This is a genomic window from Pseudomonas sp. UBA6562 (assembly GCF_002434265.1).
Classification (GTDB): Bacteria; Pseudomonadota; Gammaproteobacteria; order Pseudomonadales; family Pseudomonadaceae; genus Aquipseudomonas.
On the sequence record NZ_DJJS01000006.1, the window covers coordinates 994821 to 1016852 of the forward strand.

At 63.8% G+C, this 22032-nt stretch carries 18 protein-coding genes; 4 read left to right on the plus strand and 14 right to left on the minus strand.

The features are described from left to right. Nucleotides 1–678: 678 nt before the first annotated feature. Both gltP and B4M43_RS11945 read left to right on the plus strand, forming a co-directional pair. Nucleotides 679–2025 carry a glutamate/aspartate:proton symporter GltP gene (gene gltP / locus B4M43_RS11940; RefSeq protein ID WP_296267244.1) on the plus strand — a complete coding sequence of 449 codons (1347 nt, stop codon included), beginning with the start codon at nucleotides 679–681 and terminating at the stop codon, nucleotides 2023–2025. A 181-nt stretch (nucleotides 2026–2206) separates the two neighbouring features. Next, the gene (locus tag B4M43_RS11945) at nucleotides 2207–3436 is read left to right on the plus strand and encodes a nucleoside recognition domain-containing protein (protein ID WP_296267247.1); all 1230 of its coding nucleotides are present in this window, start codon (nucleotides 2207–2209) and stop codon (nucleotides 3434–3436) included. On the opposite strand, the gene B4M43_RS11950 is transcribed toward B4M43_RS11945, so the two are convergent. The 14 genes from B4M43_RS11950 to B4M43_RS12015 form a co-directional block, all read right to left on the minus strand. Further along, nucleotides 3418–4446: a DUF5924 family protein gene (locus B4M43_RS11950; protein ID WP_296267251.1), complete on the minus strand. Its 1029-nt coding sequence runs from the start codon at nucleotides 4444–4446 to the stop codon at nucleotides 3418–3420. The genes B4M43_RS11945 and B4M43_RS11950 overlap by 19 nt on opposite strands. A gap of 74 nt (nucleotides 4447–4520) precedes the next feature. Then, a complete protein-coding gene (locus B4M43_RS11955; protein WP_296267253.1) occupies nucleotides 4521–5942 on the minus strand; it encodes a M16 family metallopeptidase in 1422 nt (473 codons plus the stop codon). A gap of 33 nt (nucleotides 5943–5975) precedes the next feature. Next, nucleotides 5976–7634: a Na/Pi cotransporter family protein gene (locus B4M43_RS11960; protein WP_296267255.1), complete on the minus strand. Its 1659-nt coding sequence runs from the start codon at nucleotides 7632–7634 to the stop codon at nucleotides 5976–5978. 235 nt (nucleotides 7635–7869) lie between these two features. Continuing rightward, nucleotides 7870–9177, minus strand: coding sequence for a CitMHS family transporter (locus B4M43_RS11965; protein WP_296267256.1), 1308 nt, complete (start codon nucleotides 9175–9177; stop codon nucleotides 7870–7872). 282 nt (nucleotides 9178–9459) lie between these two features. Beyond that, entirely contained in the window at nucleotides 9460–11418 is a 1959-nt protein-coding gene (locus B4M43_RS11970) for a DUF4105 domain-containing protein (RefSeq protein WP_296267258.1), read from the minus strand. Beyond that, complete coding sequence (locus tag B4M43_RS11975) at nucleotides 11415–11735, minus strand: DUF2388 domain-containing protein (protein WP_296267260.1); 321 nt, start codon at nucleotides 11733–11735, stop codon at nucleotides 11415–11417. The genes B4M43_RS11970 and B4M43_RS11975 overlap by 4 nt, the downstream gene beginning before the upstream one ends. Next, entirely contained in the window at nucleotides 11720–12064 is a 345-nt protein-coding gene (locus B4M43_RS11980; protein ID WP_296267262.1) for a DUF2388 domain-containing protein, read from the minus strand. The genes B4M43_RS11975 and B4M43_RS11980 overlap by 16 nt, the downstream gene beginning before the upstream one ends. Nucleotides 12065–12142: 78 nt before the next feature. Then, nucleotides 12143–12460, minus strand: a complete 318-nt coding sequence (locus B4M43_RS11985; RefSeq protein WP_296267265.1) for a DUF2388 domain-containing protein — start codon at nucleotides 12458–12460, stop codon at nucleotides 12143–12145. Nucleotides 12461–12753: 293 nt separating this feature from the next. After that, nucleotides 12754–12966, minus strand: a complete 213-nt coding sequence (locus B4M43_RS11990; RefSeq protein WP_296267266.1) for a DUF1127 domain-containing protein — start codon at nucleotides 12964–12966, stop codon at nucleotides 12754–12756. 346 nt (nucleotides 12967–13312) lie between these two features. Continuing rightward, nucleotides 13313–14806: an acetyl-CoA hydrolase/transferase family protein gene (locus B4M43_RS11995; protein ID WP_296267268.1), complete on the minus strand. Its 1494-nt coding sequence runs from the start codon at nucleotides 14804–14806 to the stop codon at nucleotides 13313–13315. A gap of 239 nt (nucleotides 14807–15045) precedes the next feature. Beyond that, nucleotides 15046–16512: an NAD(P)(+) transhydrogenase (Re/Si-specific) subunit beta gene (locus tag B4M43_RS12000; RefSeq protein WP_296267270.1), complete on the minus strand. Its 1467-nt coding sequence runs from the start codon at nucleotides 16510–16512 to the stop codon at nucleotides 15046–15048. Between the two features lie 2 nt (nucleotides 16513–16514). Next, nucleotides 16515–16829, minus strand: coding sequence for an NAD(P) transhydrogenase subunit alpha (locus B4M43_RS12005; protein WP_296267272.1), 315 nt, complete (start codon nucleotides 16827–16829; stop codon nucleotides 16515–16517). 11 nt (nucleotides 16830–16840) lie between these two features. Continuing rightward, nucleotides 16841–17962, minus strand: a complete 1122-nt coding sequence (locus B4M43_RS12010; protein ID WP_296267274.1) for a Re/Si-specific NAD(P)(+) transhydrogenase subunit alpha — start codon at nucleotides 17960–17962, stop codon at nucleotides 16841–16843. Nucleotides 17963–18379: 417 nt separating this feature from the next. Next, nucleotides 18380–19297: a LysR family transcriptional regulator gene (locus tag B4M43_RS12015; protein ID WP_296267275.1), complete on the minus strand. Its 918-nt coding sequence runs from the start codon at nucleotides 19295–19297 to the stop codon at nucleotides 18380–18382. A 162-nt stretch (nucleotides 19298–19459) separates the two neighbouring features. Between B4M43_RS12015 and B4M43_RS12020 the strand changes: the two genes are divergently transcribed. Continuing rightward, nucleotides 19460–20641, plus strand: a complete 1182-nt coding sequence (locus B4M43_RS12020) for an acyl-CoA dehydrogenase (protein WP_296267277.1) — start codon at nucleotides 19460–19462, stop codon at nucleotides 20639–20641. 14 nt (nucleotides 20642–20655) lie between these two features. After that, nucleotides 20656–21876, plus strand: a complete 1221-nt coding sequence (locus tag B4M43_RS12025; RefSeq protein WP_296267279.1) for a CaiB/BaiF CoA transferase family protein — start codon at nucleotides 20656–20658, stop codon at nucleotides 21874–21876. The last annotated feature ends 156 nt before the right edge of the window (nucleotides 21877–22032 follow it).

Genomic DNA, 22032 nt, shown 5'->3' on the forward strand with positions numbered 1-22032 from the left:
CGGCTTCCATGATGCGCCGCACCGACGAGGCGCGGCACATGACCAGGGGGTCGGGCTGTTCTGGCGGTAGCTGAGCCGGAGTGGCCTAGGGGTACAGGGAGTACCTCCGTAAAGGGCCGGGTCAGGAAAGGTAGCATCGGACGGTTCAGGTCAATGCCATGGGCAGGCCTGACCTCCGAAGCTCCGATAATCGACATACAGCCACTCATTCTCATTGAGTCCTAGCGTGGAAAACGCCTGACCAGGCATATTTTTCCTGCCGCACATCGATTTTTTTCGTGCCATTCGCATCCCTCCTTGCACGACTTGACGACCATTCGGATTGTCGAACAAGCGCCGTACGCTTTCCGCCACCTCGCCTGAACGGTCGCCATGCGACTCTTCATCCTTGTTCGGTTATCCGAACAGCCCTCGCAACGTCCTTCGAAAAGCCGATTTTCGAGCACATTTCTTTATGCCGATTCGGCATGGGGTAGTCGTTTCCGGCATTAGACTGGCTTGCCCTGCGTGGCAATAGTTGCGGCCTTTTCGCGGGAGCGAGCCACGACCCGGCCGCCTGCGGTGATCTTTCATGGAGCCCGCCCAACGGAGCAGCAGCTTACTCGTGACCCAGCCAGATGGCTCTGGCACGGGTGTTTCCAGCCGGCGCCCATGTCCACTACAACAAAGGGTAACGACATGAAGAAGGCAAAACTGAGCCTTGCCTGGCAGATCGTCATCGGTCTGGTGCTAGGTGTTGCGATCGGCGCGGTGCTGAACCATTTCAGTGCAGAAAAGGCATGGTGGATCAGCAACGTCCTGCAACCGGCCGGTGACATCTTCATTCGCCTGATCAAGATGATCGTGGTGCCGATCGTGGTCTCCTCGCTGATCGTCGGCATCGCAGGCGTGGGCGACAGCAAGAAGCTCGGCCGCATCGGTCTGAAGACCATCCTCTACTTCGAAGTCGTCACCACCCTGGCCATCGTGGTCGGCCTGGTGCTGGCCAACGTCTTCCACCCGGGCGCCGGCATCGACATGAGCACCCTGGGCACCGTGGACATCTCCAAGTACCAGGCCACGGCGGCCGAAGTGCAGCACGAGCATGCCTTCATCGAGACCCTGCTCAACCTCATCCCGTCGAACATCTTTGCCTCCCTGATGCGTGGCGAGATGCTGCCGATCATCTTCTTCTCGGTGCTGTTCGGCATGGGCCTGTCGAGTTTGCCGAGCGACCTGCGCGAACCGCTGGTACGCACCTTCCAGGGCGTGTCGGAAACCATGTTCAAGGTCACCCACATGATCATGAACTACGCCCCCATCGGCGTCTTCGCCCTGATCGCGGTGACGGTGGCCAACTTCGGCTTCGCCTCCCTGCTGCCGCTGGCCAAGCTGGTGGTGCTGGTGTACTTCGCCATCGCCTTCTTCGCCTTCATGGTGCTGGGCTTGGTGGCGCGCCTGTTCGGCTTCTCGGTGATCAAGATCATGCGCATCATGAAAGACGAGCTGATCCTGGCCTACTCCACCTCCAGTTCGGAAACCGTGCTGCCGCGGGTGATCGAGAAGATGGAGGCCTACGGTGCGCCGAAGTCGGTGTGCAGCTTCGTGGTGCCTACCGGCTACTCGTTCAACCTCGACGGCTCGACCCTGTACCAGAGCATCGCCGCGCTGTTCATCGCGCAGCTGTACGGCATCGACTTGTCGATCGGCCAGCAACTGCTGCTGGTGCTGACCCTGATGGTCACCTCCAAAGGCATCGCCGGCGTGCCGGGTGTGTCGTTCGTGGTGCTGCTGGCGACCCTGGGCAGCGTGGGCATTCCATTGGAGGGCCTGGCCTTCATCGCCGGTGTCGACCGCATCATGGACATGGCGCGTACCGCCTTGAACGTGATCGGCAACGCCCTGGCTGCGCTGGTCATCGCCCGTTGGGAAGGCATGTACGACTCGGCCAAGGGCGAGGCGTACTACAACTCGCTGCCGCACATGGCCGGCAAGTCGGCCGCGGCCGGCGCCGCCACCCGCTCTTCGCAGGCGGTCAAGCAGTAAGCGCACCTGCGCGGGTTCGCCCGCGCCCTGAAAGCCCCGCTGGGTCGCCACAGCGTTCACTCACCTGAACCGTGACGCCCCACCGGGGCTTTCTCGTGTCCATGCAGATCACGCCGGTTACCTGCCCCGGTGGCGGCGACGACTGCGCTATGATGCGCACTTTTTCCAGGGAGACTCGCAAATGCTCAACGGCCTGTGGCTCGGCTTTTTCCTGGTAGGCGCCGTCTCTGCCTTGGGGCAGTGGCTGATCGGCGGTAACGCCGGTATCTTCGCGGCCATGGTGGAAAGCATCTTCGCCATGGCCAAGCTGTCGGTCGAGGTGGTGATCCTCATGTTCGGCACCCTGACCCTGTGGCTGGGCTTCCTGAAGATCGCGGAAAAGGCCGGCATCGTCGAATGGCTGGCCAAGGTGCTCGGGCCATTGTTCGCCCGGCTCATGCCGGACGTGCCCAAAGGCCATCCGGCGCTGGGCCTGATCACCATGAACTTCGCCGCCAACGGCCTGGGCCTGGACAACGCTGCCACGCCCATCGGCCTGAAGGCCATGCGCGCCCTGCAGGAGCTCAACCCCAGCAGCACCACGGCGAGCAACGCGCAGATCCTCTTTCTGGTGCTCAACGCCTCCTCGCTGACCCTGCTGCCGGTGACCATCTTCATGTACCGCGCCCAGCAAGGCGCGCCCGACCCGACCCTGGTCTTCCTGCCCATTCTGCTGGCCACCAGCATTTCCAGCCTGGTGGGCCTGCTGTCGGTGGCGGTCATGCAGCGCCTGCGCCTGTGGGACCCGGTGGTGCTGGCCTACATGATCCCCGGGGCCTTGCTGCTGGGCGGTTTCATGGCCTTTCTCGGCACCCTGTCGGCCGCGGCGTTGGCCAGCCTGTCGTCGATCCTGGGCAACCTCACGCTGTTCGGGGTGATCGTCACCTTCCTGGTGGTCGGCGCGTTGAAACGGGTGCAGGTGTACGAGGTGTTCGTCGAAGGCGCCAAGGAGGGCTTCGACGTGGCCAAGAGCCTGCTGCCGTATCTGGTGGCCATGCTGGTGGCGGTCGGCGTGCTGCGCGCTTCCGGCGCTCTGGAACTGGCCTTGGACGGCATCCGCCATGCGGTCGGCTGGCTGGGCCTGGACACGCGTTTCGTCGACGGCCTGCCGACGGCGCTGGTCAAGCCGTTCTCCGGCAGCGCGGCACGGGCGATGATGATCGAGACCATGCAGGCTCAAGGTGTCGATAGTTTCCCGGCCCTTGTGGCCGCGACCATTCAGGGCAGTACGGAAACCACCTTCTACGTGCTGGCAGTGTATTTCGGCGCGGTCGGCATCCAGCGCGTACGCCATGCCGTGGGCTGCGCCCTATTGGCCGAGTTGTGCGGCGTGGTGGCGGCGATCTGCGTGTGCTACTGGTTCTTCGCCTGAGCGTCCGCGACCACCCTGAAGCGCAACACGCCGATCACCTGACCGTCTTCGGTCAGTACCCGCACCTGCCAGCGACCGACCGGGTCGGGCGGGAAGTTCTGCTTGTGGCTCCAGGCGCGGTAGCCTTCCTTGCGCCCGCCGCGGATGTCCAGGGCGATGCGGTCGACCTCTTTGCCGTCCTTTTGCCACACATGGTAGATGCGCTCGTTGAGGCCGCGTGGCGCGTTGATCGAGGTGTAGGCATACAGGCCATTGCCGCCAATGCGGCTGGCCGGCACTTCCTTGAGCGAGTCGCCCGGCTCGCGGTTGTTGACCTGGGTGCTGACCGCCACCTCGGTCATCCACAAGGTCGCCGGCGGCACCCAGGAGCGCAGCATCCAACCGCCGCCACCCACCGCCAGGGTGATCAGCACCAAGGCCACGCCATTGCGCCAGTTGTTGATCGGGAAGCTGCTGACCAGGCTGGGGAACGACAGCGCCATGGCCGCCACCAGGGCCAGCTTGAAGCTCTGCGCGGTGGTCAGGTGCAGGATGATCGGCAAGGCGGTGAGCAGGGCGGCGAACAGCGTCAGCATGTGCAGCGCCATGAACAGCCAGCGCCGCGGCGCCAACCAGCGGTAGTACAGCGGGTCGACGATCGAGATCAGCCCCGCCGCCCCCAGCAGCCCGGTGAAGACCGACTGGCCGCTGTTCCAGGTGGTGGTGACGAAGAAGAACGGCAGCACGAAGAACAGGCTTTCCTGGTGGATCATCTGCGTCGCGTAGCGCAGCAGCGGCTGCGGGATCTCGCGCTTGAACAGGCGCGCGAAGAGCTTGGTCAGGCTGTTCTCCAGCATCAGCCAGACCCAGCTGACCAGCAGCACGATGGCGATCCAGCTCGCCAGGCTGGCTTGGCGGTCGACCAGGATGAAGCTGCCGATACCCGACAGGAAACCACCCAGGGCAATCACGCCGGGGTAGCGTTTGAGCAGCTCGATGATGCGTTGCACGAGGCGAGGAATGGGCAGCATGGGTTAGTGACAAGACCCCGAAAGAAGAGCTGCGTCGGCGCGGGTGCCGACGCTGGCCGAAGGATAGCGCCGAATCATCGTTGCCGTGTAGCGCCAGTAGGGCGAGGCGCCGGTTGGCGTCGCCGACGGCGCAGCAGGCCGATGGCCAGAACCGGTACCAGGATCAAGGCCAGCAGCAGGCCGATCCAACCGTATAGCCCGTCGTACCCCAGCAGCGGCTGTTCGATGCGCAGATAGCCCGGCGACTTGAGCAGTTGCGCCAGCGCGGCGTTGGCCTCCTTGAGGCTGACCTTGCGCAGCGCGGCGATCGGGTCTTTGTAGCGACCGTCTTCATAGTTGTTGAGCCCGCCCCAGTAGTAGTCGGCCAGTGCGCTGTTGCCCTGGGTGGTCCAACTTTCCCGGGCGATGGCCGCTTCCTTGATGCGGGCGAAGGTGGCGGGGTCGAGCCCATCCTTGCGCAGTTGCTCGAACAACGACTCGAAGGCGCGTACGGCCGCGTCGACGTCGTCGCGCTCCAGGTCTGCGGTAAGGCTGAGCATGCCGCTGTCGCCATAGCTCTCGCGTTTGACCGAGGGGCCGTAGGACAGCCCATGGCGCAGGCGCAGTTGCTGGTACAGCGCCCAGTCCAGGTAACGCGACAGCAGCTCCAGGGTCTGGTCATGCTCGGTGTCGAGCACAGGTTCGATGAACAGCCAGCTGAGCTTGGCGGTATCGCCCAGCCAGCCCCGGTTGAGCGTGCGTCTGGCCTCGGCCCGATGGGTGATGGTGTCCAGATCGCGGCGCTCGCCGGGCTCGGTGGCCGGCAGTTCGGCGAAGGTGCGTTCGAGGTAGGCGGGCAGCAGCTTGTCCAGGCCGCCGACGACGATCAGGGTCATGTTGTTGGCGGCGTACCAGTGCGCGCGTGCCTGTACGACCTGCTCCAGGCTGAAATCGGTGACGTCGGAGCGTTCCGGGCATTTGAGGCCCAGTTCCTGCGCCACCTGCTCGGTGGCGCGCTGGCCGATGTCCTGGCGGTCCAGCCAGCGTTGCAGGTGGCCGTAATGGCCGCCGTCTTCGCGTTCGATGATGGCTTTGGCCGTGGCCAGCGCCTTGGCGTCGATGCGCGTGTCGCGCACGATCGCCAGCAGCAGGTCGAGCACCTTGCGCTGGTTGCGCGCCGGGGCCTCGATGACGAAGGTGGTGTCGGCGCTGCTGGTGAAGGCGTTCCATTCGCCGCCCAAGGCCTGCAGACGCTCTTCCAGGCCGCCTTCGCTGGAGTCGTCGATGCCGCTGAACAGCAGGTGCTCGATCAGGTGCGGCAGCTCGCGCTGCTCGCAAGGGAAGTCGTCCAGGCCTACGCCGACCACCAACCGGATCGACACGTGGTCGCGCTCGTATCCCGACTTCAGTACCACCTGCAGGCCGTTGGGCAACAAGTAGCCTTCGACCTTGGAGCGGTCGAGCGCCAGTGACGGCAAGGCGGCGAGCAACAGGCAGACGAACATCAGGTAACGCATGGGCAGGTCCGGCACTCTCCGAGATGAGCGGGTTCAGGCTTGACGGGGCTCCTCGGCCTCGTTGTCGAGCAGCAGCCCGCCGGTGTCCGAGCCGCCCAGTACCACATAGGCACTGCTGCAGAACAAAGAGTTCAAACGCTTCATGTCGGCGATCAGCTCCAGGTGCAGCGAGCTGGTCTCCAGGCTTTGCACCACCTTGCGCTGCAAACGGCTGACGTGGGCGTGGGCCAAACGCCGTTCCTGGGCGCGGAAGCGGCGCTTTTCGCGCAGCAGCAGGCGCGCACTTTCCGGGTCGGCGCTGAAGAACACCGAGAGGCCCAAGCGCAGGTTGGCCAACAACTGTTCCTGCAGGCCGGTCAGCTCGTCCAGGCCCACGGCGGAGAACTCGCGGCGCTGGCTGGTCTTCTGCTGCTGGACCTTGCGCAGCATGCGTTCGATCAGGTCGCTGGAGAGCTTGAGGTTGATCGCCAGCTCGATGATTTCGGCCCAGCGCCGATTGTCGTGCTCGCTGAGGTCTTCGCGGGTCATCTGCGCCAGGTACAGCTTGATGGCGCTGTACAGCGCGTCGGCGTCCTCGCCCAGGGCCCGCACGCGCTGGGCCATGGCCGGCTGGGTGCCGCGCAGCGCACCGAGCATGGCGGTCAACAGGTTGTCGACGATGTCGCCCAGGCGCAGGGTTTCCCGCGCGGCGTTGGCCAGGGCCAGGCTGGGCGTCTCCAGGGCGGACGGGTCGAGGTGGCGCGGCAGGGTCTGGCTATCGCCGTTGTCCTGCTCGGGGAGCAGGGTGTCGCAGATGCGCTCCATGTACTTCACCGTGGGCAGCATCAGCAGGCAGCGCAGGGTGTTGTAGAGCAGATGGAAGCCGATCACCAGTTCCTGGGCGCTGTAGCTCAGGCTGTCCATCCAGCTCACCAGCGGGTTGAGCACGGGAATGATCAGCACCAGGCCGATCAGCTTGTACAGCAGGCTGCCCAGGGCCACGCGGCGCCCGGCGGTGTGCTGCATGCGCGCACTGATGAAGGCCAGCAGGCCGCTGCCGATGTTGGCGCCGACCACCAGGCCGATGGCCACCGGCAGGCTGATCAGCTCGGAGCCGGCCAGGGTCGCGGTCAGCAACACGGCGGCCAGGCTGGAGTAGGAGATCATCGCGAACAGCGCGCCGACCAGGGCGTCGAGCAGGATGTCGCCGGTCAGCGAGGCGAACAGCACACGCACCCCTTGCGCCTGGGTGATGGGCGCTGCGGCCTGCACGATCAGCTCCAGCGCCAGGATGATCAGCCCCAGGCCAATGGCCACGCGGCCCATCTGGCCGATGCGCGTCTGCTTGCGCGACAGGAAGAAGATCACCCCGACGAAGATCAGCAGCGGCGACAGCCACGACAGGTCGAAGGTCAGCACCCGGGCCATCAGCGCCGTGCCGACGTCGGCGCCGAGCATGATCACCAGCGCCGGGGTCATGGCCATCAGGCCTTGGCTGACGAACGAAGTGACCAGCATCGCCGTGGCGTTGCTGCTCTGCACCATGGCCGTGACCACGATGCCGGCGATGAACGCCAACGGACGTTTGTCCATGTTCTGGCCGATCACCCGGCGCAGGTTGGAGCCGTACACCCGCAGGATGCCGGTGCGCACGATGTGCGTGCCCCACACCAACAGGGTGACGGCCGATAGCAGGTTGAGCAGGGTCAGCATGGGCAAGCCCCCCTTCGAGCGATGCCCTGAGCGGGCCAATGGATGACGCGGTGAGCCTGGCCCTGGACGGGCGGTTCTGGCAGGTCTCACTCAAGCTGTAGTTGCCGTGGGCAATGGCTGCCAGCTTGGCACGGCTGAAATATATTTGAAACATTTGCGGCTGTGGAAGCCGCACGGCAGCGGCCGGCGCGCCGGCATGCCCTCAGCCCAGGCATGTCGGCGCGGGAAGGGCGTCTCAGAGGCTGCCGAACAGCGGGAAGATGCCCATCAGCAGCGCGGCGAACAGGATGCACAGGCACACCAGCACGGCCCACTTCAGGGTGAAGCGCTGGTGGTCCCCGAACTCGATGCCGGCCAGGGCCACCAACAGGTAGGTGGAAGGCACCAAGGGGCTGAGCAGGTGCACGGGCTGGCCGACGATCGACGCACGGGCCATTTCCACCGGGCTGATGCCGTAGTGGCTGGCCGCCTCGGTCAGTACCGGCAGCACGCCGTAGTAGAAGGCGTCGTTGGACATGAAGAAGGTGAACGGCATGCTCACGATCGCGGTGATCACCGCCAGGTACGGCCCGAGCGCCTCGGGAATGACCGCCAGCAGGCTCTTGGACATCGCCTCGACCATGCCGGTCCCGGACAGGATGCCGGTGAAGATGCCCGCCGCGAAGATCAGCCCGGTCACCGCCAGCACGCTGCCGGCATGGGCGGCGATGCGGTCTTTCTGCTGTTGCAGGCAGGGGTAGTTGACGATCATGGCGATGCTGAAGGCCACCATGAACAGCACCGGCAGCGGCAGGAGCCCGGCGATCAGCGCCACCATCAAGGCGGCGGTCAGCGCACCGTTGAACCACAGCAGCTTCGGCCGTCGCGCTTCGGGGAATTGCGAGACGCTGATGTCGCCGTGGTCGATGTCGTCGGTCGGCAGGCGCAGTTCGCCGAGCCGGGCACGTTCGCGCTTGCCGTAGCAGTAGGCGATGGCGAGGATCGCCAGCACACCGGCGGCCATGGCCGGAATCATCGGCACGAAGATGTCCGACGGGTCGACCTGCAAGGCGCTGGCCGCACGTGCGGTGGGTCCGCCCCACGGGGTCATGTTCATTACGCCACCGGCGAGGATGATCAGCCCGGCCATGATCCGCGGGCTCATGCCCAGACGGCTGTACAGCGGCAGCATGGCCGCGCAGCAGATCATGTAGGTGGTGGCGCCGTCGCCGTCGAGCGAGACCACCAGGGCCAGCACGGCGGTACCGACCGACACCTTCAGCGGGTCGCCCTTGACCAACGCGAGGATCTTGCGCACCGCCGGGTCGAACAGACCCGAGTCGATCATCAGCGCGAAATAGAGGATGGCGAACATCAGCATCACGCCGGTGGGCGCGAGCTTGCCGATGCCCTGCAGCATCATCGGCCCGATGTCGCTGGCGAAACCGCCGAACAGGGCGAACAGGATCGGCACCAGGATCAGGGCGATCAAGGCCGACAGGCGCTTGGTCATGATCAGGTACATGAAGGTGATGACCATGGCGAAGCCGAGGAAGGTCAGCATGGCGGTACTCCAGGCGTGGGGATGCGAACGGATAAGACGCGTCGGGTCAGCGCGGGACGGGCGGGGCCGGGAGTAGCGGAAGGGGAAATGCGGGCGCGTGGGCACGGAAGGACATCGGTATCACCATTTTATTGTTGTTGGAGTGGCCAGGCGCGCGGCCTTGGCGGACCGGTCTATGGCCGGTCATGGCGACATCCTAGGGGGCGAAGCTTTCAGCCAGCTTTCGCGCTGGGGACGGCGATGGAAGGTCGGCGCCACACGTGCGGCGCTCAAGGAGTGGGCTCAGGGCAGTTGCAGGCCGCCCGCGGCCTTGTGCAGCGCGCGCAGGTGGTCGCCGATCAGGCGGGTGTTGGCCTCGACCGCCGAGATCTCCTTGGCTCGGTCAGGGGAGAGCAGTGCGCGCACTTCCTTATCCAGGTTCGTGCTCAAGCGCAGCAGCTGGGCCTGGCGCTCGCCGGCGGTCTTCTCCAGGTAGGCACGTTCGGCCGGCTGCGGCAGGCCGTAACCCTGGGTGCCGAGCAGTTCCGCCGGGCGGCTGAGGAAACCGCTGTTGGCGAGCATCTGTTGCAGCACGTCGTTGGCGTTGTCGACCGAGCCGTCCTTCGACGTGCTGGCGTTGAGGTAACGCTGCTTCACCTCGTCCTGGGCCAGCAGCAGCTGGCGGCGCAGGCTGGCCTGCTCGAGCAGCAGCAGGGCCGCGCTGGTGCGCAGGTCGGCCTTGGGGAACCAGGCGCGGCGTTTTTCGGCGTCCTGGGCCAACCAGTCCTCGACGTTCGTCTGCGGCACCGGCAGCTGTTTGCGCAACACGTCGAACATGGCCTGGAAACGGTCGCGGTAGGAGTCGAAGCGGTAACCCAGACGCAGGGCGCGCTTCGGATCGTCGAGCACGCTGGTATCGGCCAGGCCACGGCCCTTGAGCACTTCCAGCAGGCCGTTGGGCATGATGCTGTCCAGGTCGTTGAGGCGCGGGTTGCCAGTGCCGCTACGCAATAATTTGAGCGACTCCACGGCGCAGTTGTTGGACAGGAAGTAATAGTTGCCGTCGTAGCTCCAGTGCATCTCGGCGGCCTGACGCACCAGGTTTTCCACTTCCGCGCGGCTCAGCTTCAGCGGCACGGAGGCCAGGCTGCGCAATTCGGTCTTGGTGTACTCGTCGATCACCTGGCCCAGCGGGAGCACGAACAGCCGCGATGGATAGTTGCCGACCAGGCCGTCCCAGCTCGACAGCTGGACGTCGTTGACGAAGGCGCGGTAAGACAGCACCAGATGCTGGTCGAGGTCCAGCCGGCAATCCGGGCCGCGTGGCCGGCCTGGGGCGCAGATGACCAGGCGCAGCATGCTGTGGCCCCAGCGGCTGACCCAGTTCTGGTTGGCCTCGGCCAGCAGGTAGTCGACCTCGTACACGCGCTCGGGGTCGATCTCGCCCAGGGGCTGGCGGGCGAAGTCGTTGCCGGCGTTGATGAAGGGCAGGCCCTTGGCGCAGGCGTCCTGTTTGGGCGCCCAGCCGAAGTGTTCGCGCAGGTAATGGTTCAGGGCCGGGCGGCGGCAGCCGTAGCTGGGGTCGAGGAGGAAGTACTCCATGTTGACCGCCACGAACTCCTTCGGGCTGCTCAGCTCGTAGGCATCCGGGCTGCGTACGTTCTGGCCATTCCTGTGTTCGCGCTCGCCGCGGCGGCCGACGTACTGCTGCCAGCCGGCGAGGTCGAGCAGGCGCGGGTCGTCGCTCAGGGTGAAGCGGCGCTCGGTCTGGCCGCGGCACTGCTCGGGCAGGCCGATCTTGCCCAGGCTGCCGAGCTGGCGTTGGCAACGGTTGAGCAGCGGACGTTCGGCAGCCGACCATAGACGGGCGCGGTCGTAGATATGGGTGAGTTCGTGCAGCACGGTGGCCAGCAACTCTTCGCGCACCGTGCCATGAGGGCGCTGGGTCTTCTGCGTGGCGGCGCTGCCGTCGACCAGGCCGGGCAATAGGCGCCGGTTCAGATCGAGGGTGTCGACCAGCGAGGCCTGCCCGTAGGCATCGGCCGGCATGTTCGCGCTCCAGCTGACGCGCACACGACGGTCGAGCTGCTGCCTGAAGCGTGGCGGCAGCTTGCTCAGGGCTTCGTCGAGCAGGATCTGGGTGGCCTGGCGCTGCGCGGCGTCGAGGCCGGCCTCTTGCAGCTCAAGGCGCAGGTCGGCCAGTACGGGCGTGCCCAGTAACGTCAGTGCGCAACCGAGAAGCCAGGCACGCACGCCCTTCACAGTGCCAGGATGGCTTCTGCGAGCACCTGGTCGCTGGCGCCGCGCGCCTCGGGCAGGCGTTCGCGCAGGGTGCCGAAGGCGGCTTCGAGCTGGGCGCCACGGATGTCGCCGTTGGTGGCGACGAAGCTGGCGGCGTCGTCGTGGGCCTCGCGCACGACCTTGGAGTCGCGGATCGAAGTGGTGGTGTCGGAGGTGAAGTCGATCGAACGGCCGAAGGCGCGGACGATGATGTTGCTGGTGGCCACCAGCGTTTGGGCCTGGGCCAGGTCGGCCAGCAGGAACAGCCCCAGGGTGGCGGCAATCAGCGGTTTACGCATGGAGCATCTCCAGAAAATACGGTGGAATCGAGGATGGAGTGTTGGACGAGGATTGCTCGCGCCAGTTCAAGGTCATTGGCAGATTGTGCGGGCCGGGCCTGGCGCAATGCCAGCAGCGCTGCTTCGAGGCGTGCGCCGCGTATCCGCCCGCCGCTGGCGACGAACGCCGCAGCATCGTCTCGGGCTTCGGACAACAGCTTGCGGTCGAAGGGGGCGGTGGTCAGTTGGCTCGTGCCGTAGCTGCCGATCACCAGCCCTTGAGTGGTGGTGTCGAAGGCAAAGGCGTGGGGCAGGGCCAGCAGGCAGAACAGGGCGAGTAGGTAACGCATGGGCGGTCTGGGCGGCGGCGGTTGAGCGGAAACGGTCGGTCTGCCGCACTGGCCTGGGCCGGCGCGGCGATGGCGACGCTACAGCGCGAGGATGGCCTGGGCCAGTTGCGCATCGCTGGCCTGCAGGCTTGGCGCCTGCTGGCGGATGAAGCCGAACGCGCTTTCCAGCTTGGCGCCACGGATCTCGCCTTGGCTGCCGACGAAGCTGGCGGCGTCGTCACGCGCGGCCTGCACGATCTTGTTGTCGCGTAGCGACGACGAAGCGTCGGACGTGGCGTGGGTGGATGCAGCGATGCCATCGACCACGGCGTCGGTGGTGACGATGAAGCTGGAAGCGTGGGCAGTGCCGGCCAGGGTGAGCAACAGCGCGGCGCCGAGCAGCGTTTTACGGGACATGGGATGAGACTCCTGACTAAGTCGAAGATCGATCTGCGTATCGGACGCTCGCAGTGGCCGTTAGGGTACGTCTGCAGCGGGGCTTTCTAGCAGAGGTATAACGGCAACGTAGCACATAGAGTTATTTCCAGATGTAAGCTAACTAGAACTGTACCTGTCTAAATAGAGATTTTTTAGACTGTACCTTTGGCAGCATTGATCGCTCTAGCCCGGCTTTTGGAATGAAAAAACCCGTCGCAGTTCCCTGCGACGGGTTTTTCGAAAGCGTTGCCGGCTAGCCGGCTAGCCAGGGTTCAACGCCAGAACGGCTTGCCCAGCTCTTCGTAACGTTGCGACTCGCTGATACCAGCGTCGGCCAGCAGGCGCGCGTCGAGACGGGCCAATTGACGACGACTGGACAGACGGCGCTGCCACAACATCAGGGTGGAAAAAGCACGCAGCGGCAGCGAGGCCTGGGCGTTGGAGGATTGTTCGAAAGCCAGATCGGAACTGAGTGTACGTTCCATGATGTCGTCCTTCCGCTTATGGCGGGATTAGATAGTGATTAACTGATGCCAATCATCCTCCTCCCGTGTCCAGAACAGTAGGTACAGTTCAGGTGTATTGCATGTGCTCAGTTAACTGTGAAATGCAGCTGTTGCACCTGAAAACGGCAGAACTGTACTGGTGTGCACTAACCCAGTGCAAAAGTCTCTTCTCAATGAGCGGTGCACTGCTAGCATTTGCCCTCAAAGCAGTACAGTAGGACAGTTCAATGAGATTTTTATAGGAACAGTTTTCAAAAAAACAAAACCCGTCGGCCATGCCGTCTACAACCACGGCACAGCAGACGGGTTCGTCGTTCCCAGAGGCTTATACGGCGAGCATGCGTCCACCCTCTTCGAGGTTTTCATGCCAGCTCAACGCCTCGCGCAGAATGTGCGGCGTATGTCCGCCACGCGCGCAGGCACGGGTGAAGTAGTCGTCCAGAGCAGCGCGATAGTCCGGGTGCACACAGTTGTCGATGATGACCCGCGCCCGCTCACGCGGTGCCAAGCCACGCAGGTCGGCCAGGCCTTGTTCGGTGACCAGGATGTCGACATCGTGCTCGGTATGGTCGACATGGCTGACCATCGGCACCACGCTGGAAATGGCGCCGCCCTTGGCGATCGACTTGGTGACGAAGATGGCCAGGTGCGCGTTGCGGGCGAAGTCCCCCGAACCACCAATGCCGTTCATCATCCGCGTGCCGCATACGTGAGTGGAATTGACGTTGCCGTAGATGTCGAACTCCAGCGCCGTGTTGATCCCGATGATGCCCAGGCGCCGCACCACTTCCGGGTGGTTGGAAATCTCCTGCGGGCGCAGCACTAGCTTGTCCTTGTAGCGCTCCAGATTGCCGAACACATCCGCGTTGCGCCGTTCGGACAGGGTGATCGAGCTGCCGGAGGCGAAGCTCAGCTTGCCGGCGTCGATCAGGTCGAAGGTGGAGTCCTGCAGCACTTCGGAATACATGGTCAGGTCTTCGAAGGGCGAGTCGATCAGACCACACATCACCGCGTTGGCGATGCTGCCGATGCCGGCCTGCAGCGGACCGAGGCGGTTGGTCATGCGTCCGGCGTCCACTTCCTGCTTGAGGAAGGCGATCAGGTGGTCGGCGATGCCTTGGGTTTCCTGGTCCGGCGGCAGCACGGTGGACGGCGAGTCGGGCTGGTTGCTGATGACGATGCCGACGATCTTCGCCGGGTCGATGGGGATGGCGCGGCTGCCGATGCGGTCGTCGACCTTGACCAGCGGAATCGGCGTGCGGGTGGGCCGATAGGTCGGAATGTAGATGTCGTGCAGCCCCTCCAGGTTGGGGTTGTGCGACAGGTTGATCTCGACGATCACGCGCTTGGCGAAAATGGCGAAGCTGGCCGAGTTGCCCACCGAGGTGGTCGGCACGATATGCCCCTGTTCGGTGATCGCCACCGCTTCGATGACGGCGATGTCCGGCAGCTTGAGCTGCTGGTTGCGCAGTTGCTCCACGGTTTCCGACAGGTGCTGGTCGATGAACATGACCTTGCCGTCGTTGATCGCGCGGCGCAGGGTGCTGTCGACCTGAAACGGCATGCGCCGGGCCAGCACACCGGCTTCGGTGAGTTGCTTGTCGAGGTCGTTGCCCAGGCTGGCGCCGGTCATCAGGCTGATCTGCAACGGCGAGTGGCGCGCGCGCTCGGCCAGTGCGTGGGGCACGGCCTTGGCCTCGCCGGCGCGGGTGAAGCCGCTCATGCCGACGGTCATGCCGTCTTCGATCAGGCCAGCGGCGTCGGCTGCACTCATTACTTTGCCGTGCAGGGAGGACAAGCGAATACGATCACGGTACATGGATTTTTTCTCAGGCTACTCAAGCAAGATGCGCAGTCTAGTGCGTTCGCCGGGTGCCGTCCCACGACCAAGGTCTATGAAAGGTGGGGTTTGGGGGGCTGTTCGTCAGGTGAAACGTTTGTTTCGATGCATTGCGCATGAGGCGCCCAGGCGCCGGTCGGTGCGTCGCAGGCGGCACAGCGACCACCCGCAACCCGGCGCTGCCTCCCTTCTATATATAGAAGAGAAGCAGCTTGGCCTCACTCGACCGCCTTGACCATGTCCTCGATGACCTTCTTGGCATCGCCGAACACCATCATGGTCTTGTCCAGGTAGAACAGCTCGTTGTCCAGGCCGGCATAACCGCTGGCCATCGAGCGTTTGTTGACGATGATGGTCTTGGCCTTGTAAGCCTCCAGGATCGGCATGCCGGCGATCGGCGACTTCGGATCGTTCTTGGCCGAAGGGTTGACCACGTCGTTGGCGCCCAGCACCAGGACCACGTCGGCCTGGCCGAACTCGGCGTTGATGTCTTCCATCTCGAACACCTGGTCGTACGGCACCTCGGCCTCGGCCAGCAGCACGTTCATGTGCCCCGGCATGCGTCCGGCTACCGGGTGGATGGCGTACTTCACCGTTACCCCGTTGTGCACCAGCTTCTCGGTCAGCTCCTTGAGCGCGTGTTGGGCGCGGGCCACGGCCAGGCCATAGCCCGGCACGATGATCACGCTGTCGGCGTTGCTGAGCAGGAAGGTGGCGTCGTCGGCCGAACCCGACTTCACCGGGCGCTGCTCGCCGGAGCCCGCTGCCGCAGTGGTGTCGGTGTCGCCGCCGAAACCGCCGAGAATCACGTTGAAGAACGAGCGGTTCATCGCCTTGCACATGATGTAGGACAGGATCGCGCCGGAAGAGCCCACCAGGGAGCCGGCGATGATCAGCATGGAGTTGTTCAGAGAGAAGCCGATGCCGGCCGCCGCCCACCCCGAGTAGCTGTTGAGCATCGACACCACCACCGGCATGTCGGCGCCGCCGATGGGGATAATGATCAGCACGCCCATGACGAAGGCCAGCGCCAGCATCAGCGTGAAAGCGCTGTAATGGCCGGTGAAGGTGAACACCAGGCCCAGCGCCAGGGTGGTCAGGCCCAGGATCAGGTTCAGCTTATGCTGGCCGGCGAACTGGACCGGCGTGCCCTGGAACAGGCGGAACTTCCGCCCTTTAAGGAAAGAGCCGCCGGAGAGCTTGCCGAAGGCGATGACCGAGCCGGAGAAGGTCACGGCCCCGATGGCGGCGCCAAGGAACAGCTCCAGGCGGTTGCCGGTAGGAATCGGGTCGCTGATCAGTGCGACGATGCCCATCGACTGCGGCTCGAGTACCGCCGCGATGGCGATGAACACTGCGGCCAGGCCGATCATGCTGTGCATGAAGGCGACCAGTTCGGGCATTTTGGTCATTTCCACGCGCTTGGCCATGACCGAGCCCGCCGTACCGCCGACCAGCAGGCCCACGAGCACATAGCCGATGCCCGCCGTGACTCCGCCGTTACCCAAAGAGAGTGCGCCCAGCTTGTAGATCAGGCCGACGGTGGTCAGGATCGCGATGCCCATGCCGAGCATGCCGAAGAAGTTGCCCCGGCGTGAGGTGGTCGGGTGCGACAGCCCCTTGAGCGCCTGGATGAAGCAGATCGAGGCGACCAGGTAGAGAAGGGTGACGAGGTTCATGCTCATGGTTACTTGCGCCCCTCGGTTTTGACTTTCTTCTTGAACATTTCCAGCATGCGCCGGGTGACCAGAAAACCACCGAACACATTGACTGCCGCAAGCGCCACGGCCAGGGTGCCCATCACTTTGCCGGCCGGGGTCACGGTCAGCGCCGCGGCCAGCATGGCGCCGACGATGACGATGGCGGAAATGGCGTTGGTCACGGCCATCAAGGGGGTGTGCAGCGCCGGGGTGACGTTCCATACCACGTGGTAGCCCACATAGATGGCGAGCACGAAGATGATCAGGTTGTAGATCCCGTCGGAAATCAGCATGTTGTCCATTGCCTTGCTCCTTAGCCGTTGTTGCGCACGACCTGGCCGTCGCGGCACATCAGGCACGCCGCGACGATGTCGTCTTCGAGGTTGATCACCAGGGCGCCGTCCTTGTCGAACAGCAGCTTCATGAAGTCCAGCAGGTTGCGGGCGTACAGCGCCGAGGCGTCGGCCGCGACCTGGGCGGGCAGGTTGGTCGGGCCGAGGATGGTCACGCCATTGGCATCGACCACTTGATCGGCCACGGTCAGCGGGCAGTTGCCGCCTTGCGCTGCGGCCAGGTCGATGACCACCGAGCCTGGTTTCATCTGCGCCACGGTATCGGCGCCAAGCAGCGTCGGCGCCTTGCGGCCTGGAATCAGGGCAGTTGTGATGACGATGTCGGCCTGTTTGGCGCGCTCGTGCACGGCTTGGGCCTGACGCTGCATCCAACTGGCGGGCATGGGGCGGGCATAGCCGCCCACGCCTTGAGCACAGTCGCGCTCTTCATCGGTTTCATAGGGCACATCGAGAAATTTCGCGCCCAGGGATTCGATCTGTTCCTTGACCGCAGGACGCACGTCGGATGCCTCGATCACCGCGCCCAGGCGCTTGGCCGTGGCGATCGCCTGCAAACCGGCGACACCGGCGCCAAGGATCAGCACGCGAGCGGCTTTCACCGTGCCAGCGGCGGTCATGAGCATCGGCATGAAGCGCGGATAGTGGTGGGCGGCGAGCATGACGGCCTTGTAGCCGGCGATGTTGGCTTGCGAAGACAGCACGTCCAGGCTTTGCGCCCGCGAGGTGCGCGGCGCGGCCTCCAGCGCGAAGGCGGTGATGCCCTGTGCGGCCATCTTGGCGATCAGCTCGTCGTTGAACGGGTTGAGCATCCCGACCAGCACTGTGCCGCGGGCGATGAGGCCCAATTCCTGATCGCTCGGTGCGACCACCTTGAGCACCAGCTGCGCGCCGAACGCATCGCCGGCGGTGCCCAAGGAGGCACCGATGGCCTCGTAGGCACTGTCCTGGATACTGGCCTTGAGGCCGGCACCGCGCTGGACGGTGACCTGATGGCCTTGGGCGATCAGCTTTTTGAGGGTTTCCGGGGTAGCGGCGACACGCGTCTCGCCCGACTGCGTCTCGAGAGGAATACCAATATGCACAGCATGTCTCCTGCGGTGACCTTGATCTTGTTTGAAACCAGCTCACTTCGAGTGGTGCAGCTGGGGCGTCCATTGACCGTTTACACCGCCGGTTCCGGGGCGGGCGAGGCATTTTGCAGAGGTCGCGACAGGCCTTCAACCAATTTTGAAGCGAGACCATCTAAAAGCTACAAGTCACACTGTGACCGTATGTCGCGGTTTGTGGTTTGCGTGCCAGCAGTGGCGGGCGTTTTGGAGAGTACGTCGTAAAACGGAATAAAACCGAGAAAATATCTGCTTTTAGTCGGTTATTCCGAAAATTTTATAAGGATGAACCAGCGTCCAATCGAACGTCAGCTGCTTTGGTTCTGCATAATAAATTTCTTATAGGCGACATAAGCTTACATCTGTAGGTTTTTAGATATTCTGACTACGGGGTTAGCTTTCTTCTCGAGTGTCGCTGCAAGCCACGTATTGCCTGGCGTTGTCGACCAGCCACCGACGAAACGCGCGGAGTGATTCAGAAGCCACCTTGCGCTCGGGGATCATCAGATAGTAGGCCTTGTCACTGGTCAGAACATGCCTGTGAGCGACCACCAGCCTACCTTCCAGCAACTCGCGCTGGATGAGGAAGGGCGGAATCAGCGCGATGCCCATCTGGTGCATGGCCGCCTGGGCCAGCATGGAAAAAAGTTCGTATCGCGGGCCGGCGAGGTCCTGGGCGATGCTCAAGCCCAGCGAGCCGAACCACTGCCGCCAGGCGTAGGGGCGGGTGGTCTGTTGCAGCAGGGGCAGGGCGGCGATCTGCTCGGCCGACAGCGTGTCCTGCCGACCGAGCAAGTCGGGGCTGCACACCGGCAGCGGGTTTTCGCTCATCAACCGATGCGCTTGAGTGCCTGGCCAGTCGGCGTCGCCGAAATAGATGGCGGCGTCGAACGTGGTGTCGGCGAACAGGAAGGGGCGAGTGCGGTTGGTGAGGTTGACGGTCACCTGCGGGTGCTCTGACTGGAAATCCTTCAGCCGTGGGAGTAGCCACTGCGTACCGAAGGTCGGCACCACGGCCAGCTCGATCACGTTCGCGCCTTGTTGGCGCATGACCGACAGCGTATCGCGCTCCACCGCGTCCAATTGCGCTGCGACCTGGCGACTGTACGACAGCCCGGCCTCGCTGAGCTTCACGCCGCGCTGCGAGCGCCGAAACAATTCGACGTTGAGGAACGCCTCCAGCCCTGCGATCTGTCGGCAGACGGCGCCTTGGGTCAGGGACAGTTCATGGGCCGCCTTGGTGAAGCTCTCGTGGCGTGCGGCGGCTTCGAAGCAGATCAGCGCAGTGGTACTGGGGATGGTGCGTCGCATGTACGTCGGGCTCACTCTTTAAGGTGCTTGGGGGTCGGAACCTTGGATTTCCAGAGTGAGAAATTAGCACTGATGGGTGCGTATTCGTGGTTTGTCGGATGGGTCGATCGGGCCTAGGATCAATCCACTTCCGCATTTCTCTCATACCTGAGGATTTCGCCCATGGCCGACAAGGCGCATTTCAACTGGATCGACCCATTGCTGCTCGACCAGCAGCTCACCGAAGAAGAGCGCATGGTGCGTGACAGCGCCTTTCAGTTCGCCCAAGACAAGTTGGCGCCACGGGTGGTCGAGGCCTTTCGCCACGAACGGACCGATGTCGCGATCTTTCGCGAGATGGGTGAGATCGGTCTGCTCGGTGCGACGATTCCCGAAGCCTATGGCGGCAGCGGCCTCAACTATGTGTGCTATGGCCTGATCGCCCGGGAGGTGGAACGCATCGATTCGGGCTATCGCTCGATGATGAGCGTGCAGTCGTCCCTGGTGATGGTGCCGATCAACGAATTCGGCAGCGAAGCGCAGAAGCAGAAATACCTGCCCAAGCTGGCGAGCGGGGAGTGGATCGGCTGCTTCGGCCTGACCGAGCCCAACCACGGGTCCGACCCAGGCGCCATGATCACTCGGGCGCGCAAGGTCGACGGCGGTTATCGCTTGAGCGGCGCGAAGATGTGGATCACCAACAGCCCCATCGCCGACGTGTTCGTGGTCTGGGCCAAGGACGACGAGGGCGACATTCGCGGTTTCGTTCTGGAGAAGGGCTGGGAAGGGCTCAGCGCTCCGGCGATTCACGGTAAGGTCGGGCTGCGTGCGTCCATCACTGGCGAAATCGTCATGGACAACGTGTTCGTGCCCGAAGACAACCGTTTCCCCGAAGTGCGCGGCCTCAAAGGCCCGTTCACCTGCCTCAATTCCGCGCGCTACGGTATTTCCTGGGGTGCGCTGGGGGCGGCGGAAGCTTGCTGGCACACCGCTCGCCAATACACGCTCGACCGTCAGCAGTTCGGCCGGCCCTTGGCGGCCAACCAGTTGATCCAGAAGAAACTGGCCGACATGCAGACCGAGATCACCCTGGGGTTGCAGGGTTGTCTGCGGTTGGGACGAATGAAGGACGAAGGTACGGCGGCGGTGGAAATCACCTCGATCATGAAGCGCAACTCTTGCGGCAAGGCGCTGGACATCGCGCGGCTGGCGCGCGACATGCTCGGTGGCAACGGCATCTCGGACGAGTTCGGCGTGGCCCGTCACCTGGTCAATCTGGAGGTGGTCAACACCTATGAAGGTACCCATGACATCCATGCGCTGATCTTGGGGCGGGCGCAGACCGGTATTCAGGCGTTCTATTAATAGAGGGGCAGGATATGGGCGCGCTGTCGCATGTGCGGGTGCTGGATCTGTCGCGGGTATTGGCCGGGCCATGGGCCGGGCAGATCCTTGCCGATCTGGGTGCGGACGTCATCAAGGTGGAGCGGCCGGGCAAGGGTGACGACACCCGTGCCTGGGGGCCGCCCTTCCTACAGGGTGCCGACGGACGCAACACGGGCGAAGCGGCTTACTACCTTGCGGCCAATCGCAACAAGCGTTCGGTGACCATCGACTTCACCCAGGCGCAAGGCCAGACGCTGGTGCGGGCCTTGGCGGCCAAGTCGGACATCGTCATTGAGAACTTCAAGGTCGGCGGGCTGGCGGCGTATGGGTTGGACTATGAAAGCCTCAAGGCGATCAACCCCAAGCTCATCTATTGCTCCATCACCGGGTTCGGCCAGACCGGGCCCTATGCCAAGCGCGCGGGCTACGACTTCATGATCCAGGGCTTGGGTGGGTTGATGAGCTTGACCGGGCGGCCGCAGGGCGAGGCCGGAGCGGGGCCGGTGAAAGTGGGGGTGGCGCTGACCGACATTCTTACAGGGCTTTACTCGACGTCCGCAATTCTGGCCGCCTTGGCGCACCGCGAGCAGACCGGTAACGGCCAGTGCATCGATATGGCGCTACTCGATGTGCAGGTCGCGTGCCTGGCCAACCAGGCCATGAACTACCTGACCACGGGTAATGCGCCGCAACGCTTGGGTAACGCCCACCCGAACATCGTTCCTTATCAGGACTTTCCTACGGCCGATGGCGATTTCATCCTGACGGTGGGTAACGATGGGCAGTTCCGCAAGTTTGCCGAGGTGGCAGGGCAGCCGCAGTGGGCCGACGATCCACGGTTCCATAGCAACGCCTTGCGCGTCGCCCATCGCGCTGAGCTGATTCCGCTGATTCGGCAGGCCACGGTGTTCAAGACCACGGCGCAGTGGGTCGAGCAACTGGAGCGTGTGGGGGTGCCCTGTGGGCCGATCAATGACCTGGAAGGGGTATTCAAAGATCCGCAGGTGATTGCGCGAGGGCTGGCCATGAGCCTGCCCCATGCGTTGGGCGGAGAGGTGCCGCAGGTGGCCAGCCCGATTCGCTTGTCCGAGACGCCGGTGGAGTATCGTCGCGCCCCCCCTTTGTTGGGCGAGCATACCGAGTCGGTGTTGAGTGATGTACTGGGTTTGCAGGCTGGCGAACTGGCCGAGCTCAAGGTGGCGGCTGTTATATAGAAGGGTTTTGACGGTCTGGAGAGTAAATGTCATTTATTTCAAATAAGCCCTTGACGCTTCCTCAGATCTCTTTATACTGCGCACCACTTCCGGGGCAAACGGAACGGAAAACTCCTTGAGATTCAATGAGTTGAACGTTTTCCCAAGACTGGAGAC